This is a genomic window from Nocardia sp. NPDC003183 (assembly GCF_053590715.1).
Window position 1 is genome coordinate 28,915 of the sequence record NZ_JBSFTG010000007.1, and the last position, 16,415, is coordinate 45,329.

At 67.4% G+C, this 16,415-nt stretch carries 17 protein-coding genes; 5 read left to right on the forward strand and 12 right to left on the reverse strand.

Annotation, left to right across the window (positions count from 1 at the left end; all coding sequences use genetic code 11):
• Positions 1-59: 59 nt before the first annotated feature.
• The 5 genes from ACWDXS_RS21270 to ACWDXS_RS21290 are packed head-to-tail and all read right to left on the reverse strand — an operon-like array spanning position 60 to position 4,533.
• Entirely contained in the window at positions 60-476 is a 417-nt protein-coding gene (locus tag ACWDXS_RS21270; protein ID WP_378990652.1) for a nuclear transport factor 2 family protein, read from the reverse strand.
• Positions 473-1,363 carry a TIGR03619 family F420-dependent LLM class oxidoreductase gene (locus tag ACWDXS_RS21275; RefSeq protein ID WP_449968007.1) on the reverse strand — a complete coding sequence of 297 codons (891 nt, stop codon included), beginning with the start codon at positions 1,361-1,363 and terminating at the stop codon, positions 473-475. The genes ACWDXS_RS21270 and ACWDXS_RS21275 overlap by 4 nt, the downstream gene beginning before the upstream one ends.
• Positions 1,360-2,529, reverse strand: coding sequence for a thiolase domain-containing protein (locus tag ACWDXS_RS21280; RefSeq protein ID WP_378631669.1), 1,170 nt, complete (start codon positions 2,527-2,529; stop codon positions 1,360-1,362). Before ACWDXS_RS21280 ends, ACWDXS_RS21275 begins: the two co-directional genes overlap by 4 nt.
• Complete coding sequence (locus tag ACWDXS_RS21285; RefSeq protein ID WP_378632448.1) at positions 2,526-3,521, reverse strand: thiolase domain-containing protein; 996 nt, start codon at positions 3,519-3,521, stop codon at positions 2,526-2,528. The genes ACWDXS_RS21280 and ACWDXS_RS21285 overlap by 4 nt, the downstream gene beginning before the upstream one ends.
• A gap of 46 nt (positions 3,522-3,567) precedes the next feature.
• Positions 3,568-4,533: a Zn-ribbon domain-containing OB-fold protein gene (locus tag ACWDXS_RS21290; RefSeq protein ID WP_379313560.1), complete on the reverse strand. Its 966-nt coding sequence runs from the start codon at positions 4,531-4,533 to the stop codon at positions 3,568-3,570.
• A gap of 60 nt (positions 4,534-4,593) precedes the next feature.
• Between ACWDXS_RS21290 and ACWDXS_RS21295 the strand changes: the two genes are divergently transcribed.
• Positions 4,594-5,631, forward strand: a complete 1,038-nt coding sequence (locus tag ACWDXS_RS21295) for an LLM class F420-dependent oxidoreductase (protein ID WP_378658154.1) — start codon at positions 4,594-4,596, stop codon at positions 5,629-5,631.
• A gap of 21 nt (positions 5,632-5,652) precedes the next feature.
• Positions 5,653-7,185 (forward strand): acyl-CoA synthetase, encoded by a 1,533-nt coding sequence (locus tag ACWDXS_RS21300; RefSeq protein ID WP_378631673.1) that lies wholly within the window; start codon positions 5,653-5,655, stop codon positions 7,183-7,185.
• A 13-nt stretch (positions 7,186-7,198) separates the two neighbouring features.
• Here the strand turns inward: ACWDXS_RS21300 and ACWDXS_RS21305 are convergent, their stop codons facing one another.
• Positions 7,199-8,197 carry a sigma-70 family RNA polymerase sigma factor gene (locus tag ACWDXS_RS21305; protein WP_378990649.1) on the reverse strand — a complete coding sequence of 333 codons (999 nt, stop codon included), beginning with the start codon at positions 8,195-8,197 and terminating at the stop codon, positions 7,199-7,201.
• Between the two features lie 150 nt (positions 8,198-8,347).
• Here ACWDXS_RS21305 and ACWDXS_RS21310 point away from each other — a divergent pair, with 150 nt between their 5' ends.
• Positions 8,348-8,764, forward strand: a complete 417-nt coding sequence (locus ACWDXS_RS21310; RefSeq protein ID WP_449968013.1) for a VOC family protein — start codon at positions 8,348-8,350, stop codon at positions 8,762-8,764.
• Positions 8,765-8,815: 51 nt separating this feature from the next.
• Here ACWDXS_RS21310 and ACWDXS_RS21315 read toward each other — a convergent pair whose 3' ends face one another.
• Positions 8,816-9,598 (reverse strand): crotonase/enoyl-CoA hydratase family protein, encoded by a 783-nt coding sequence (locus tag ACWDXS_RS21315; protein WP_449968015.1) that lies wholly within the window; start codon positions 9,596-9,598, stop codon positions 8,816-8,818.
• Positions 9,599-9,659: 61 nt separating this feature from the next.
• On the opposite strand from ACWDXS_RS21315, the gene ACWDXS_RS21320 reads away from it, so the two are divergent.
• Positions 9,660-11,303, forward strand: coding sequence for an acyl-CoA synthetase (locus ACWDXS_RS21320; RefSeq protein ID WP_378990646.1), 1,644 nt, complete (start codon positions 9,660-9,662; stop codon positions 11,301-11,303).
• A 90-nt stretch (positions 11,304-11,393) separates the two neighbouring features.
• Here the strand turns inward: ACWDXS_RS21320 and ACWDXS_RS21325 are convergent, their stop codons facing one another.
• The gene (locus tag ACWDXS_RS21325; protein ID WP_449968018.1) at positions 11,394-12,572 is read right to left on the reverse strand and encodes an FAD-dependent oxidoreductase; all 1,179 of its coding nucleotides are present in this window, start codon (positions 12,570-12,572) and stop codon (positions 11,394-11,396) included.
• Positions 12,573-12,671: 99 nt separating this feature from the next.
• On the opposite strand from ACWDXS_RS21325, the gene ACWDXS_RS21330 reads away from it, so the two are divergent.
• Positions 12,672-13,256, forward strand: a complete 585-nt coding sequence (locus tag ACWDXS_RS21330) for a TetR/AcrR family transcriptional regulator (protein ID WP_449968021.1) — start codon at positions 12,672-12,674, stop codon at positions 13,254-13,256.
• A 78-nt stretch (positions 13,257-13,334) separates the two neighbouring features.
• On the opposite strand, the gene ACWDXS_RS21335 is transcribed toward ACWDXS_RS21330, so the two are convergent.
• From ACWDXS_RS21335 to ACWDXS_RS21350, 4 genes are read right to left on the reverse strand one after another with little or no spacing between them, the layout of a single operon-like run.
• Positions 13,335-13,724 (reverse strand): type II toxin-antitoxin system death-on-curing family toxin, encoded by a 390-nt coding sequence (locus tag ACWDXS_RS21335; RefSeq protein ID WP_379315298.1) that lies wholly within the window; start codon positions 13,722-13,724, stop codon positions 13,335-13,337.
• A complete protein-coding gene (locus tag ACWDXS_RS21340; RefSeq protein WP_378990641.1) occupies positions 13,721-13,960 on the reverse strand; it encodes a type II toxin-antitoxin system Phd/YefM family antitoxin in 240 nt (79 codons plus the stop codon). The genes ACWDXS_RS21335 and ACWDXS_RS21340 overlap by 4 nt, the downstream gene beginning before the upstream one ends.
• A gap of 52 nt (positions 13,961-14,012) precedes the next feature.
• On the reverse strand, positions 14,013-15,110 hold the full coding sequence (locus ACWDXS_RS21345; RefSeq protein ID WP_378990640.1) for an acyl-CoA dehydrogenase family protein: 1,098 nt from the start codon (positions 15,108-15,110) through the stop codon (positions 14,013-14,015).
• A gap of 22 nt (positions 15,111-15,132) precedes the next feature.
• Positions 15,133-16,326: an acyl-CoA dehydrogenase family protein gene (locus tag ACWDXS_RS21350; protein ID WP_378990639.1), complete on the reverse strand. Its 1,194-nt coding sequence runs from the start codon at positions 16,324-16,326 to the stop codon at positions 15,133-15,135.
• Positions 16,327-16,415: the final 89 nt, after the last annotated feature.

Consider the following 16,415-nt stretch of genomic DNA (forward strand, 5'->3'; position numbering starts at 1 on the left):
TCGCTGACAACGAGAACAGCCCGAGACCGAAAGGTCCCGGGCTGTTCTCGCGTTTACTGCTAGACGACGGGACGCGTGGTCGCGACCGCGCGGTCCACTTCCCAGAACGCGCGCAAAGCGGCGATCTTCCCGTCGGCATCGACCTTGTAGGTGAACACGCCCTCGGCGTCGATGACGTGGCCGGCCATGGTGGTGCGGATCAGGCCGGTGAAGGCGATTTCGTTCCCGCAGGCGAAGGAGTCCTCGAAGCGGAATTCGATGGATTCGGTCAGGGCGATGGCCTTGTCCCAGAAGGCGCCGATGGCCTCGTGGCCGCGGTGGCCGACGCCCTCCGGATCGAAACCCGAAGGACCGACGGGATCTTCGACGATGCCGTCCTCGGCGAACAGGGCGACCCAGGCCGCCCGGTCCTTCGCCCTGACCGCGGCCTGAGATGCCAGGCCCGCGGCACGGGCGGTGCGTTCGATGGTGGTCATGGCTGCACCTTCGCGATGATGGGGTCGGCGATGTACTTCTCGGCGAACTTGCGCAGCGAGTCCTGCTTGGCCGCCAGTTCGCCGTCGAACCCGATGCCGTCGGCCAGCCACGGCACCACGATGTTGTCGGTGACGCCCGCGTCGGCCAGGTCCTGATAGCCGTCGCGGCCGAACTTGTCGATGCAGACGGACTGGATCTCGAAGGGCTCCTCGGACCGGCCGTATTCGGCACGCAGATCGCGCAGCGTGCCGATGGTGGTGACCAGGTCGTCGAACTTCATCATCGCCGAGGTCCAGCCGTCACCGATGCGGGCGGCCCGGCGCAGCGCCGGGCCGGTGTGCCCGCCGATGTAGAACGGCACCCGCTCGCTCGGCGCCGGGCTCATCTGCAACTGGTCGAAATCGAAGAACTCGCCGTGGAATTCGACCATGCCGCCGTCGAGGACGAGCCGGATGACCTCGATCATCTCGTCGACTCTGGCGCCGCGACGCGCGTACGGGACACCGCACCATTCGAATTCCTCAGGTGCCCAGCCGATCCCGACGCCGAACCCGAACCGGTTGCCCGACAGGTTGGCGATCGAGCCGACCTGTCGGGCCAGCAGCAGCGGATTGCGCGAGCCGAGCTTGAGGACATTGGTGTAGAAGCGCAGGTTCGTGGTGACCGCGGCCATGGACGCGGCGGCGATCAGCGGATCCACCCACGGAGTCTCCGGCCCCCAGAAGCGGCTGCCGTCCGGGGTGTACGGGTAGTCGGCGGCCTGTGACTTCATGTAGAACAGCGAATCGGGCAGGCCGATGGAGGTGAACCCGCATTCTTCGGCCGTCTTGGCCAGCTCGGTGAGCTGATCCAAGGGGCTCAGTGCGACACCGAGGGTGAATTTCATGCCGGACGCTCGCTTCCCACGACCCACATCGAAAAGTACTGGGAGCCACCGCCGTACGCATGACCGAGGGCCTTGCGCGCGTTCGGCACCTGGTACGCGCCCGCGCGGCCCATCACCTGCTTGGCCGCTTCGGCGAACCGGATCAGGCCGGAGGCGCCGATCGGGTTGGACGAGAGGACGCCGCCCGACGGGTTCACCGGAATGCGCCCGCCGATCTCCGTCTCACCCTTGTCGGTGAGCTTCCAGCCGTCGCCCTCGGCCGCGAAGCCGAGATTCTCGAGCCACATCGGCTCGAACCAGGAGAACGGCACGTAGATCTCGGCGACGTCGATCTCTTCCAGGGGATCGGTGATCCCGGCCGATTTCCACAGGGCCGTGGCCGCGTCCCGGCCCGCCTGCGGATTCACCTGGTCGCGACCGGAGAAGGTGGTCGGCTCGGTGCGCATCGCGGTGCCGTGTACCCAGGCCACCTTCTTGCCCTCGGCTTCGACCACCGCGGCGGCCTCGGCATCGCCGATCACCACGGCGCACGCGCCGTCCGACGACGGGCAGGTCTCGTCGAAACGGATGGGATCCCAGAGCATTTGGGAGGCCAGCACCGACTCGAGGGTGATGTCGGGCTGATGCAGGTGTGCGAGCGGGTTCTTCGCGCCGTTGCGTCGATCCTTCACCGCCACCATCGCGCCGATGTGCAGTGGCGCGTTCGAGCGACGGATGTAGGAGCGCACGTGGGGGGCGAAGTAGCCGCCCGCGCCCGCGCCGACCGGCATGGTGAACGGCACCGGAATCGACAACGCCCACATGGCATTCGACTCCGACTGCTTCTCCCAGGCGATGGCGAGGACGCGCTTGTGCACCCCACCCTGCACCAGGTTGGCGGCGACGACGCCGGTCGAGCCGCCGACCGAGCCCGCGGTGTGCACGCGGATCAACGGCTTGCCCGCCGCACCGAGCGCCTCGGCCATGTACAGCTCGGGCATCATGACGCCCTCGAAGAAGTCGGGGGCCTTGCCGACGACGACAGCGTCGATGTCGGCGATGGTCAGACCCGCGTCATCGAGTGCGCGATCGATGGCCTCACGACACATGCCCGACATGGACACGTCCGTACGTTTTGTCACGTGATGGGTTTGGCCGGTGCCGAGCACCGCTGCGGGGAAGCTCACTTGACCTCCATGACGGCGACCAGATTCTGTTGCAGCGCAGGGCCGCTGGTCGCATGAGCGAGGGTCCGGTTCGCGGTGCCGGACATGATGGCTTGGGCGGCGCTGCCGATTCGTTCGAGACCCGCGGCGAACATCGGATTGGCGGCGAGGGCGCCGCCGGAGGGATTGATCCGGGTGTCCGCGGACAGCCCGATCGCTTCCGCGAGGATCAACTGCTGGTGACTGAACGGCGCGTGCAGCTCGGCGACGTCGAAGGTGGTGTTGCCGCCGGTCGCCACCGCGGCCGCCTTGGTGGTGGAGGGGGAGCGGGTCAGGTCGCGACCGCCGAGCGCCTGGGCGTCGATGTTGTGCGCGATTCCGGTGATCCACGCGGGCCGCTCGCAGAGCTCGCGCGCACGGTCGCCGACCGCGAGCACGATCGCGGCCGCGCCGTCGGTGATCGGCGCGATGTCGTGGGCGCGCAGCGGGTCGGCTACGTAGGGTGCGCCGAGGTCACCGCCCGCGACCGCCGCCATGTCCTGCTCGGTCCACCGGCCGGAGTCCAGGCCGGCACGTGCCTGCAGACCCGCGATCGAGACCGCGTCGGGCCACATCGGTGCGACCAGGTAGGGGTCGAGCTGCATGGTCAGCACCTGGCGCAGCGTGCCTGCCGACGACTTGCCGAAGCCGTACACGAGTGCGGTCTGCGCCTGTCCGGAACGCAGCTTCACCCACGCTTCGTAGAGGGCCCACGCGGCGTCCATCTCCACGTGCGATTCGTTGATCGGCGGGACGGCGCCGATCGCATCGATCGCCGAGATGAACGAGAACGCGCGTCCGGCGAGGAAGTCGGAGGACCCCGAGCACCAGAAGTCGATATCGGACTTGGTGATGCCGAGATCGGCGTAGAGCTGCTGGAAGCACGGCACGAGCATCTCGACGCCGTTGGTGGTGCCGTGGGTTTCGGGTACGTGTGGTGCGTGGGCGAAGCCCACCACCGCGATCTCGGGCAGGCTCGCGTCGCTGCCGGAGGATGCTGATGTGGTCAACGTCGCCTCTCTAGAGGTGGTGCTGGTAGGACTCGTAGGGAGCGTCGGGCTCCCCGGTGGGCCGGAAGTGGTCGATATTGGCCAGCGTGTGGCCCCACTCCTCGCGGGGTTTCCACACCGCCTCGACCTGCATGCCCATCCGCACCTCGTCGGCCTCGCAGCCGAGGATCAGGTGCAGGACCGGGATGTCGGCGCCGTCGAGGAGCACATAGGCGGCCACGTACGGCGGCTTGATCCGCTGGCCGAGGAACGGCACGTTGACGATGCAGAAGGTGGTCACCGTGCCCTTGTCGGACAGCTCGACCAGATCGTCGGTGGGTCTGCCGTCGGTCGGGTTGGCGCCGCGCGGCGGGAAGTACACCCGACCGCCCGCTTCGGAGCGGCCGCCGATGAGCTTGCCTTCGGCCAGCCCGCGCAGATAGACGCTCTCCTGCGGAGAGGCCGTGTGCTTGTAGTCGAGGTCGACGGGCGTGGTCAGGATGGTGATCGGTGTTTGTTCGGAGTAGTCGGCGGGGCTGGTGCGCTCGCCGGGTTCGAAGCAGGCGATGTCCTGGATGCGGCCGGAACGCTCGTCGGCCCAGCGGGCACTGACCCGCATTCCGGTGCTGAGTTGTCCTGGGTCGGTCACGTCCAGGGCATGCAGCAACGCCGTGTCGGCGCCGTCGAGCTGGATCAGCGCCCATGCGAACGGTCGGTCGAACGGCTGGCCGGGCAACGGCTCGGACACCCACGTCCAGGACGTGACGGTGCCGGTCGCCGCGACCTCGACCAGTTCGGCCAGCGCCGCGCTGGTGTGTGGATCGTATTCGGGCGGTGGCACGAGTATTCGCCCGTCGCTGCCGCGCGCGCCGAGTATCCGGCGTTCGCGCAGTCCGGTCAGAAATGCGCCGATGATGGGTCCGACGGACCTGGTGTAGTCGAATCGCACCCTCAGGGGTGCACTCAATACTTCCACTGCGGTATTCCCCTGGGTCACGATATCGAGTAGAACAGGTTCTTATTCTGCTCGCAAGGATTCGCCGAAAGGGCGCCGATCATGAAATTCGGATTGCAACTCGGATACTGGGGCGCGCAGCCGCCCGCCAACGCAGGCGAGCTGGTGGTCGCGGCCGAGGAAACCGGCTTCGACGCGGTGTTCGCGGCCGAGTCGTGGGGCTCGGACGCCTTCACCCCGCTGGCCTGGTGGGGGTCGTCCACCGAGCGTGTGCGGCTGGGCACCTCGGTCGCGCAAATGTCGGCCCGCACTCCCGCGGCGGCCGCGATGCACGCGCTCACGCTGGATCACCTCAGCGGCGGCCGGGCCGTTCTCGGCCTCGGCGTCTCCGGACCGCAGGTGGTGGAGGGCTGGTACGGACAGCCCTTCGCGCAGCCGCTGCGGCGCACGCGCGAGTACGTCGACATCGTGCGCAAGGTGCTGGCCCGCGAGGCGCCGGTGACGTCGGACGGCAAGCACTACGGCCTGCCCTACACAGGTCCCGCAGCGACCGGGCTCGGCAAACCGCTCAAGCCGATCGTGCATCCGCTGCGCGCCGATCTGCCGATCTGGCTGGGTGCGGAGGGTCCGAAGAACGTCGCACAGACCGCTGAGATCGCCGACGGCTGGCTCGCGATCTACTACGCGCCCCGACTGGCCGGGATGTACAACGAGTGGCTCGACGAGGGCTTCGCGCGGCCGGGCGCGCGCCGTTCGCGCGACGACTTCGAGATCGCGGCGAGTGCGCAGGTGGTGATCACCGACGATCCGGCCGGCGAGATCGAGCGGATGCGCTGGGTGAGCGCGCTCTACATCGGCGGCATGGGCGCGCCCGAGCTGAACTTCCACGCTCAGGTGTACAAGCGGATGGGCTACGCCGCCGAGGTCGACGAGATCTCCGCACTGTTCCAGGCGGGACGCAAGGCCGAGGCCGCGGCGGCGGTGCCCGACGAGCTGATCACCGACACCGCGATCTTCGGCGACGAGGCCCATGTCCGCTCCCGGTTGAAGGAATGGGAGGACGCGGGCGTGACGATGATGCTGATCTCGGTCTCGGATGCCGAACAAATGCGTCGGCTCCAACCCCTTGTCACCATGTAGAACACGTTCTAAATTCGAGGGGTGAGCCAGCAGACAACGGAAGTCCTCGGACTGTGGAATATCGCCGAGGCCGATCCCGAACGGATCGCCCTCGTCGACCCGGACGGTAGAGAGATCAGCTATCGAGAATTGGCCACCCTCGCCAACCGGTACGCCAACGGGCTACGCGGCATCGGATTGCGCACCGGCGACGTGGTGGTCAGCATGCTGCACAACGGGGTCGAGGCCATCGCCGCGTACTTCGCCGCCTACCAAGCCGGTTTCTATATCGTCGCGGTGAACTGGCACCTCACCGCGCCGGAGATCGCCTACATCCTCGGCGACAGCGAGGCGTCGGCGTTCCTGGCCAGCGAGCGGTTCGCCGACACCGCGGCCGAGGCCGCCGACCTCGCGGAACTGTCCGCCGACGCCCGTTTCTCGGCGGGCACCATCCCCGGCTTCCGGCCGGTGTCCTGGCTCGGCGCCGCCGACACCGGTCGTCCGGACGAGCGGTCCATCGGCGCGCCGATGCTCTACACCTCGGGCACCACCGGTCGGCCCAAGGGCGTTCGCCGCCCGCTGACCGGCGCGGATCCCGATGTCGTTCCCGCGGCGAACCAGGCCTACTTCAGCCTGTTCGGCCTCGGTCCCTACGACGATCACGTGCACATCTGCGGTTCGCCGCTCTATCACACGGCCGTGCTGAACAACTCGACGATCTCGATCCAGATGGGGCACAAGCTCGTGCTGATGGATCGCTGGGACGCCGAGGGCATGCTCGCGCTGATCGAGAAGTACAAGGTCACCCACAGTCACATGGTGCCCACCCAGTTCAACCGGCTGCTGGCCCTGCCCGACGAGGTGCGGGCCCGCTACGACATGTCCTCGCTGCGCAGCATGATCCACGGTGCGGCGCCGTGCCCGCCGGACACCAAGCGACGCATGCTCGAGTGGTGGGGACCGGTCGTCACCGAGTACTACGCCGCGACCGAAGGCGGCGGCACGGTGATCACCGGCGCCGAGTGGCTGGAAAAGCCGGGCTCGGTGGGCAAGGCGTGGCCGTGGTCGGTGGTGAAGGTGCTCGACGAGCAGGACGGCACCGAACTGCCCGCGGGCAAAGAGGGCCTGATCTACATGAAGATGGGCGCATCCAGCTTCGAGTACCACAAGGCCAAGGAGAAGACCGAGGAGTCGCGCGTCGGTGAGATGTTCACCGTCGGCGACATCGGCTACTTCGACGCCGACGGTTATCTGTTCCTCTGCGACCGGCGTTCGGATCTGATCCTGTCCGGTGGGGTGAACATCTACCCGGCCGAGATCGAGGGCGTGCTGATGAGCCACCCGAAGATCGCCGATGTGGCGGTTCTCGGTGTGCCCGACCCGGATTGGGGTCAGCAGGTGAAGGCGTTCGTGCAACCGGTGCCCGGCACCGAGGGCAGCGACGAACTCACCACCGACATCCTCGAATTCGCCGCGAGCCAGCTCGCGAAGTACAAGCTGCCCCGCACGGTGGAATACCGTGCGGAGCTGCCCCGCGATCCCAACGGGAAGCTGTACAAGCGCCGCCTGCTCTGAATTTCGTTCCCGCTCAGACGGGCTCGCGCCACTCCGGCTCGAGCCCGAAGAGCGGGAACAGGCGCTGGGTGTCGAGGAAGAAGTTGAGGCCGGCGATGGTGTCGCCCTCGAGTTCGAGCACCGTGATCGACCACGGCACCCAGACGCCGGGCTCCTCGCTCGGCTTGTAGTGGCCGAAGGCGGGCGAACCGTTGGCGCCGACCAGCGGCACCATCCGCGAATTGCGGCACGCGCTGCCCGTGCTGAGCATGAACGCGGCCACGTTCTCCGGGCCCGAGATCCAGAGATCGAACGGCGGCATCGACAGCGCCACATCGGCTTTGAGCAGGGTGGTGAGCGCGTCCATGTCGTAGGCCTCGAACGCCTTGACGAAATCGTCGATCAGTTTGCGCTGATCCGGATCGGTCTCGTCGAAGCTGTCGGACACGGTCGGCTGCACCTTCGACATGGTGGCCCTGGCCCGCTGCAGCGCGCTGTTCACCGACGCCGGCGACATCATCAGCGCCTCGGCGGTCTCACCCGCGGAGAAGCGCAGCACCTCACGCATGATCAGGATCGCGCGCTGAGTGGCGGGCAGGTGCTGGCAGGCCGCGACGAAGGCCAGGCGCAGCGTGTCCCTGGTGGAGGCGTGGTCGGCCGGGTCTGCGCCGAAGGCCAGCGCGTTCGGGATCGGCTCGATCCACACGTAGTCGGGCTGGGGCATGGGCAGCGGTGAATCCGGGCGGCCCGGCCCGTTGAGATCCATCGGTCTGGCACGACTCTGGGGACGGTCGAGCATGTCCAGACAGATATTGGTGGCGATCTTGTAGAGCCACGAGCGCAGGCTCGCGCGGCCCTCGAAGGAATCGTAGGAGCGCCAGGCGCGGGTAAAGGTTTCCTGCACTGCGTCTTCGGCCTCGAAAGAGGACCCGAGCATCCGGTAGGCATACGCGCACAACTCGCGCCGATGCGTCTCGAATTCGGCGAGTACAGCGGGATCGGGGCCGGTGGTGGCGGTTGTGGCGTCGCTCATAGTTTCACGATGCCACAGGGGTCCGACAGCCGACAGAGGCGAAAACGGACTATCGCGATTTCGCGAACTTCGCGCCGCTGCGATGAATCCGCGTCGACCGCCACGTCTACATGTTCGAGACCGCAACGACGCCCCGAAAGGCTGAATCCCATGAGCAACAAGATGATCTTCATCAACCTCCCCGTCGCCGACCTCGACCGCTCGAAGAGCTTCTACGAGGCGCTGGGCTGGAAGGTCAACGAGGATTTCACCGATCAGAACGCGTCGTGCATCGTCATCGACGACAACATCTGCCTGATGCTGCTGACCAAGCCGTTCTTCTCGACCTTCAGCACGCGTCCGATCGCCGACACCATCAACACCGCCGCCGCCGGGTACGCGCTGTCGCTGGCCAGCGCCGAGGAGGTCGACGCGCTGACCGGCGCCGCAGTCGCCGCGGGCGCCACCGAGCAGACCAACGAGGACAAGCGCGCCCAGGAGGCCCAGGTCGGCATGCACGGCCGCACCTTCCTCGACCCCGACGGCCACCAGTGGGAGCCGTTCTACATGAACTACCCGGGCGCGTAGGCCCCACCGCCATCAGGCCGCCGGGCACCGAGCCCGGCGCCCGGCGGCGTGTCAGGAGCCGGTGAAGTTCGGCTTGCGCTTCTCGGCGAAGGCTCGCGGCCCTTCCTTGGCGTCGGCTGATCGGAACACCTCGATGCCGATCTTCGCCTCGATGGGAAACGCCTCGTTCTCCGGGATGGCCTCGGTTTCACGCAGGGTGCGCAGCATCGCCTGGACGGCGAGCGGGCCGTTGTCGGCGATCTGGCCCGCCAGTGCCATGGCCTTGTCGAGGGCGGTTCCGTCGGGGACGACGTGTCCGATCAGGCCGATCTCCTTGGCCTCGGCAGCGGTGATGTGCCGACCGGTCAGCAGCAGATCAGCGGCCACCGTGTACGGGATCTGCCGGGCCAGCCGCACCGCGGAACCACCCAGTGGGAACAGGCCCCAGCGGGCCTCGGAAACGCCGAACTTCGCGCTTTCCCCGGCCACGCGCAGGTCGGTGCCCTGCAGGATCTCGGTGCCACCGGCGATAGCGGGGCCCTCGACGGCCGCGATCAGCGGCTTGGCCAGTCGCCGTCCCTTCAGCAGCGCGGGGAGGTAGGCGGGGTCCCAGCTGCCGGAGGAGGCGGTGTCCCCGGGATGCTGCGAGCTCATCGCCTTCAGATCCATTCCCGCGCAGAAGGCCCCGCCCGCACCGGTGAGGATCGCGACGCGGATGTCGGGATCGCTGTCCACCTGGTCCCAGGCGTCGCGCATGATCGCCATCATCTCGCCGGAGAGGGCGTTGCGCGCCTCGGGGCGGTTCATGGTGACGATGAGGACATGGTCGCGTTTCTCGACCAGGCAGTGGGCCATTTTCGTACTCCTGACAAGTTGAGTCTTGTCAGAAACAGTAACACGTTCTATTTTTGTCCTTGTGAGCTACAACATAGCCGATCTCGTCGAACATGCCGTCGACTTGATGCCCGACCGGATCGTGCTGGTCGGCGAACATCGAGAGTCGACCTACGCCGAACTGGAGGAGCGGGCCAACAAGTTGGCCCACTACCTGCTGGAACAGGGTGTGCGTCCCGGCGACAAAGTCGGAATCTATTCCAGGAACACCGTCGAGGCCGTCGAAGCGATGGTTGCCGTCTTCAAGGCGCGGGCGGTGATGATCAACGTCAACTTCCGCTACGTCGAGAACGAGTTACTGCACATCTTCGACAACTCCGACATGGTCGCGCTGATCCACGAGCGCCGCTACACCGACAAGGTGGCGGCGGTTCGGGAGAAGGTGCCCGCCCTGAAGACGGTGATCGTCGTCGAGGACGGCACCGATGGGCCCACCGGCGCGGACACTGTGGAGTACGAAGCGGCCTTGGCCGATTCGTCGGGTGAACGTGACTTCGGGGAGCGCTCGCCCGACGACATCTACATGCTCTACACCGGCGGCACCACCGGCCTGCCCAAGGGCGTGATGTGGCGGCACGAGGATGTCTGGCGGGTGCTCGGCGCCGGCATCAACTTCGTCACCGGCGAGTACACCAAGGACGAGTGGGAGCTGGCCAAGGTCGGCGCGGCCAACCCGCAGATGGTGCGCTTCCCGATTCCGCCGATGATCCACGGCGGCTCGCAGTGGGCCACCTTCCACAGCCTGTTCGGCGGTGGCAAGGCCGTGATGATTCCCGAGTTCAGCGGGCACGGAGTGTGGCAGGCCGTCGACAAGCACGGCATCAACCTGATCTTCATCACCGGCGACGCGATGGCGCGCCCGATGCTCGACGCGCTGGCCGAAGGCAACCCGGAAACCGGTGAGCCCTACGATCTTTCGACCCTGTACGTGCTGGCCAGCAGTGCGGCGCTGTTCTCGCCGTCGCTCAAGGACAAGTTCCTCGAGGTGCTGCCCAACCGGATGATCTCCGACTCCATCGGTTCCTCGGAGACCGGTTTCGGTGGACTCTCCCTGGTCGCCAAGGGTGCCACCCACACCGGTGGTCCCCGGGTGAAGATCGACGCGGCCACCCAGGTGCTCGACGAGGAAGGCAATCCGGTCGAACCGGGTTCCGGCGTCGTCGGCCTGCTGGCGCGCAGCGGGCACATCCCGCTCGGTTACTACAAGGACGAGGTCAAGTCGGCCGCGACGTTCAAGGAGTTCAACGGCGTTCGCTTCGCGATCCCCGGCGACTACGCGCGCGTCGAGGAGGACGGCTCGGTCACCATGCTCGGCCGTGGTTCGGTGAGCATCAACAGCGGTGGCGAGAAGATCTACCCCGAAGAGGTGGAGGGCGCCCTCAAGGCGCACCCCGAGATCTTCGACGCGCTGGTGGTCGGGGTCGAGGACGCCCGCTGGGGCCAGCGAGTGGTCGCCGTCGTCCAGTGTCGTGGCGAGAACCGCCCCACCCTGGCCGACCTGAAACCGGTACTGGCCCAGGAGATCGCGTCGTACAAGCAGCCACGCAGCCTGTGGTTCGTCGACGAGATCAAGCGCTCGCCCGCGGGCAAGCCGGACTACCGCTGGGCCAAGTCGCAGACCGATGAGCGGCCTGCGGACGAGCACGCGGAGGCGGGCTCGGCGTAGTACCCGCACGATACGAACAAGCCCGCCCGGCATCGTCGCCGGGCGGGCTTTCGTCGTGTTCGGAATCGGTGGTGGGGAAACGGGTTCCGGTCAGCGGTTGCCGAGTTCGGAGAGTTGGTAGGCCAGCTTGGCGCGCACCGCGGGGATGCGGGTGAGCAGGCGGAAGGCGGTGTTGCGGGCGGTGCGTGCCGGGGCGGACTGGAGGGTCGCCATCGAGGTCATGCGGTGGGTGAAGGCGACGACGTCGAGGGCGATGGGCCTGCGGGTGGTTTCGTAGGTGTCGAGAATCGAATCCGGTTCGCCTGCGTCGACTTTCGCCAGCAGAGAGCCCAGGAGCGCCGCGTCCTGGATGCCGGTGTTCATGCCCTGGCCGCCTGCGGGGCTGTGGACGTGGGCGGCGTCGCCCGCGAGGAGGACGCGGCCTGCGCGGTACTGGTCGGCTACGCGGTGGTGGACCCGGAATCGGGAGCTCCACAGCACCTCGTCCACGTGGATCTCGCCCGCTGGGCCGCGGGTGTTCAGCAAGGTCTGGATATCGGTGCGGGTGGGGTGTTCCGGGGCGTCGTCGACGGTGGCGACGACGCGGTAGCGGTTGTGCGCGTCGTCGGGGAGGGGCGCGACCACGGTGACGCCTTCGGGGGAGAGGTGCAGCGACACTTCCGAACGCGGGGTAGGCCAGCTCATGCGGACGTCGGCGAGGACGAAGGATGCGGGGTAGGTATCGCCCGTGAAGCCGATGCCCACTTGCTCGCGCACGACGCTGTGCATGCCGTCGGCGCCGATGACATAGTCGGCCTCGATCTCGCCGCGCTGGTCGTTCTCGTCGACGTATTCGACAGTGACGCTGTCGTTCTCGTCGCTGATCCGGGTGACGGTGAGCGGCCGGTGTACCGTGCCGCCCAGCTCGTGCAGCCGGTCCAGGAGCACCTGCTCGGTGACGTCCTGCGGCACCATCAGCGTGTACGGGAAGGCGGTGGGGAGATCGCCGAACTCGATGGTGGCCAACGTCTTCGCGCCGTCGTGGAGCTTGAAGGTGGGCACCTGGATTCCGAGTTCGACGAGCTTGCTCGTGATGCCGAGCCCGTCGAGCACCTCGAGCGTCCTGGCGTGCACCACCGCGGCCCGAGAAGTGTTGGCGCCCTCGCCGAGTCGATCGATGAGCACATGGTCGACGCCGGCTTCGGCGAGCACGATCGCGGCGGTGAGCCCGGCGGGACCCGCGCCGACGATGACGACGGAGGTGGCTTCGGGAAGTGAGGTGGCGGGCATTTCGACTCCTGGTCAACGCTTGTTTGCCAACGCTTGTAGGCATAACGGTAGACCCGCTTGTGGATGAAAGTCAACAGTTGTTGGCCTACAATCGTTGACATGCCTGACCAGGAGATTCCCACCCGTCGTTCCGACGCGACGAAGGCCGCCATTCTCGAGGCCGCTCGCGCCCGCTTCGCCGCCGACGGCTACGCCAAAGCCACGATCCGCGCGATCGCCGCCGACGCCGAGATCGATCCCTCGATGGTGATGCGCTATTTCGGCAGCAAAGACGGCCTCTTCGCCGTCGCCGCCCAGATCGACCTCGATCTCCCCGACCTGAGTGCCGCAGACCCGAACACCATGGGCGAGTTGATGATCCGCCGCTTCCTCGAGATCTGGGAGGGCAACGACAACACCGTTCTGCTGATCCTGCTCCGCTCTTCGATCACCGACGAGGCGGTCGCGGCCCGCTTCCGCGAGATCTTCGCCGACCAGGTCCTGCCCGCCGTCCTCCGCTTCGGCACCCCCGCAGACGCCCCGCGTCGTGCCGCGCTTATCGTCACTCAACTCCTGGGCCTGGCCCTGTGTCGGTACGTCCTGCGGCTGCCGCCGGTAGTCGCGCTTACGCCACAGCAGATCGTCACCGACCTCGCCCCCACCCTGCAGCGCTACCTGACTTCGGGGTTGGATCTCCATCGGTAGGCAGGAGTGCATCGGTGCCTGCGACGCCATTTGAGGCGCGGCCGGCCTACGGCGTCAAGAGTCGGTGAGAACCGGTGGTCAGTGCTTCAAAGCGGTAGCGAGACGGGATGCGATCTCGGGAACATCGATCACTGCGCCACTGGCGACGTCGATCATGAGGTTGTACGTGAGGTCTTCGTCGAGAGAGCTCGTGTCGATGCCGTTGTAGGCCAGGAAGACGATCGCGCCAGCGATGGCAAGACGCTTGTTGCCGTCGACGAGTGGGTGGTTGGCTGCGATCGAATGCAGGAGCGCTGCGGACTTCTCCCAGATGCCGGGGTAGGCGTCGGTCCCGAACACGGTGGTTGCCGGGCGCGCGGCCGCCGAGGCGAGCAGTCCCGCGTCGCGTACGACGTACGGCCCTGCCACATCCTCGGCGATTGCTCGCAGGTCGGCGACCGTGAGGTAGTAGATCTCCGCTTCGCTCACTCGGCGAGCCTGTCGAGCAGGCTCCTGTGACGCTCGGCGAATTGTCGCGATAGTGCGCGGACTTGGCTGTTTGCGGTCTCGGCCATCGAATCCGGCACCACGGCCGCTACGCGGCGGCCATGACGGGTCAAGTGCACGACGGTGCCGCTCTCGGCGGCCGCAATCACCTCGGCGAGGCGCTCCCTGGCTTCACTTACCGGGAGTTCCCAGTTCTCGGGCGAGGGGGCTGCAGTCATGCTTTGAATTGTACATCTTGGCCGACAGTTCGTACGAACTGTCGGCCAAGAGTTAGTTCGCCAGTTCCGCGCCGAGGGCGAGGAGGTGGGGAGTTGCGCCGCCGAGGGCGAATTCGTGGTGCTTGGCGGCGGTGAAGTAGTTGTGGGTGATGTGGTCGCGGTCGATGCCGAGGCCGCCGTGGACGTGGACCACGGTGTGGGCGACCTTGTGGCCCGCTTCGGCTGCCCAGAACTTGGCGATGTGGATGGCCTCGGCGGCGGGCAGGTCCTCCGACAGGCGCCAGGCGCCCTGGGTGACGGTGAGGCGAAGGCCGCCGATGTCGATGTAGGCGTCGGACAGGCGCTGGGCGACCGACTGGAACGAGCCGATCGGCTTGCCGAACTGCTCGCGGGTACGGGTGTGCTCGGCGGTCAGCTCGAGTGCGCGCTCCAGCGTGCCGAGTTGCAGGGCCGACAGGCCGAGCCAGGCGTGTTCGCGCAGCCAGGTGAGGATGTCGGCACCCGCCTCGATGCTGCCGAGCAGTTCGGCGGGGGTGGCGGCGAGGTCGACGGCGAACTCGGGGCTCAGGTCGACGACCTGCTGGGCGGTGCGGGTGACCGAAGCGTGCTCCGGATCGACCACGAACACGCCGACACCGGTAGAGGTGATGGCGGGCACCAGGATTCGTTCGGCACGATCGGCGACGGCGACCGTGGTCGCGGTACCGGTGAGCGTCCATCCGGCGCCGGCGGCCTGGGCGACGATCCCGGGTGCGTCGGTGGTGGCGCGCAGTTCCTCGGCCAGCGCGGCGGTGAGCACGATCTCGCCCGCGCCCGCGCGCGCGGCCAGCTGCTGCTGGTCGGCATTGCCGAACTTCGCCAGCGCGCCCGCGCCGAGGACGATCGACCACAGGTAGGGCACCGCGGCGACGACGCGGCCGAGTTCACGCAGGATCGCGGTCTGCTCGAGCATGCCGAAATCGCTGCCGCCCAGGGCTTCCGGCAGCGCGGCGGCCAGCACGCCGGTCTCGGCGAGCGACTTCCAGAGCTGCTCGTCGAAGCGGGCGGCGGTGTCGAGTTCGCGCAGCCGATCGGCAGTGACCAGCTTGGCGCAGATCTCGCCGGTCAGCCGGGCGAGATCGGTCTGGGCTTCGGTGGGAGTGAAATCCATGGGGAGATACCGGCTTTCGGAATCAGCGGGCGGACGCGGGCTGGCGCAGGGCGGTCATGGCGATGATGTCGCGCTGGACCTCGTTGGTGCCGCCGCCGAAGGTGAGAATCAGTGCGGCGCGGTGCATCCGCTCGAGCCGGCCGAGCAGTGCGGCACCGGGGGAGTCCTGGCGCAGGTACGCGTGCGGGCCGACGACCTCCATCAGCAGGCGATAGGCCTCGGTGGAGAGTTCGGTGCCGTAGACCTTGCAGGCGGAGGCGTCCCACGGCTTCGGCGCGGCCTCGCCGCCCTGATCGGCGCGGCTGGCGATCTCCCAGTTCAGCAGCTTGAGGTATTCGACCTTGGCGTGCACCCGAGCCAGGTTGAGCCGGGCCCATTCCTGGTCGATCACGCGCTTGCCGTTGGGCAGGGTGGTTTCCCGTGCCCACTCCACGGTCTGGGCGACCGCGAGGCTCAGCGGACCCGCCGAGGTGAGGGCGACCCGTTCGTGATTGAGCTGATTGGTGATGAGCGACCAGCCGCCGTTCTCGGGACCGACCACCGACGAGGCGGGCACCCGCACGTCCTGGTAGTAGGTGGCGCTGGTGTCGGGCCCGGCCATCGTGTGCACCGGCGTCCAGGAGAACCCGTCGACATCGGTCGGCACGATGAGCATCGTGATGCCCTTGTGCTTCTTGGCGGCCGGATCGGTGCGCACGGCCAGCCAGATGTAGTCGGCGTAGGCGATGAGGCTGGTCCACATCTTCTGGCCGTTGATGACGAAGTCGTCGCCGTCGCGCACCGCGGTGGTCCGCAGCGAGGCCAGGTCGGTACCGGCGCCCGGCTCGGAGTAGCCGATGGCGAAGTGCAGCTCACCGGAGGCGATCTTGGGCAGGAAGAACTTCTTCTGCTCCTCGGTGCCGTACTGCATGATCGTCGGCGCCACGGAATTGAGCGTCAGGAAGGGAACCGGCGCGCCCGCGATGGCCGCTTCCTCGACGAAGATCAGCTGATCCATCGTGGTGCGGTCCTGGCCGCCGTACTCCTTGGGCCAGCTCAGGGTGAGCCAGCCGTCGCGGCCCATGTCGCGCACGACCTCGCGGTACACGTTGCCGGAGCCGTATTCGCCGGTCGTCATGCTCAGCGCCGCGCGACGTTCCGGTGTCATCAGCTTCGCGAAATATTCGCGCAGCTCGGCGCGCAATTCTTCCTGCTGCGGCGTATACGCGACGCGCATGCTTCCTACCTCGGTGTCGAGCTGAAAGGGCGGGTGGCGGGGCGCAGGGGGTGAGCCCCGCCGAAACCGATCATTGCATATGAACTGGA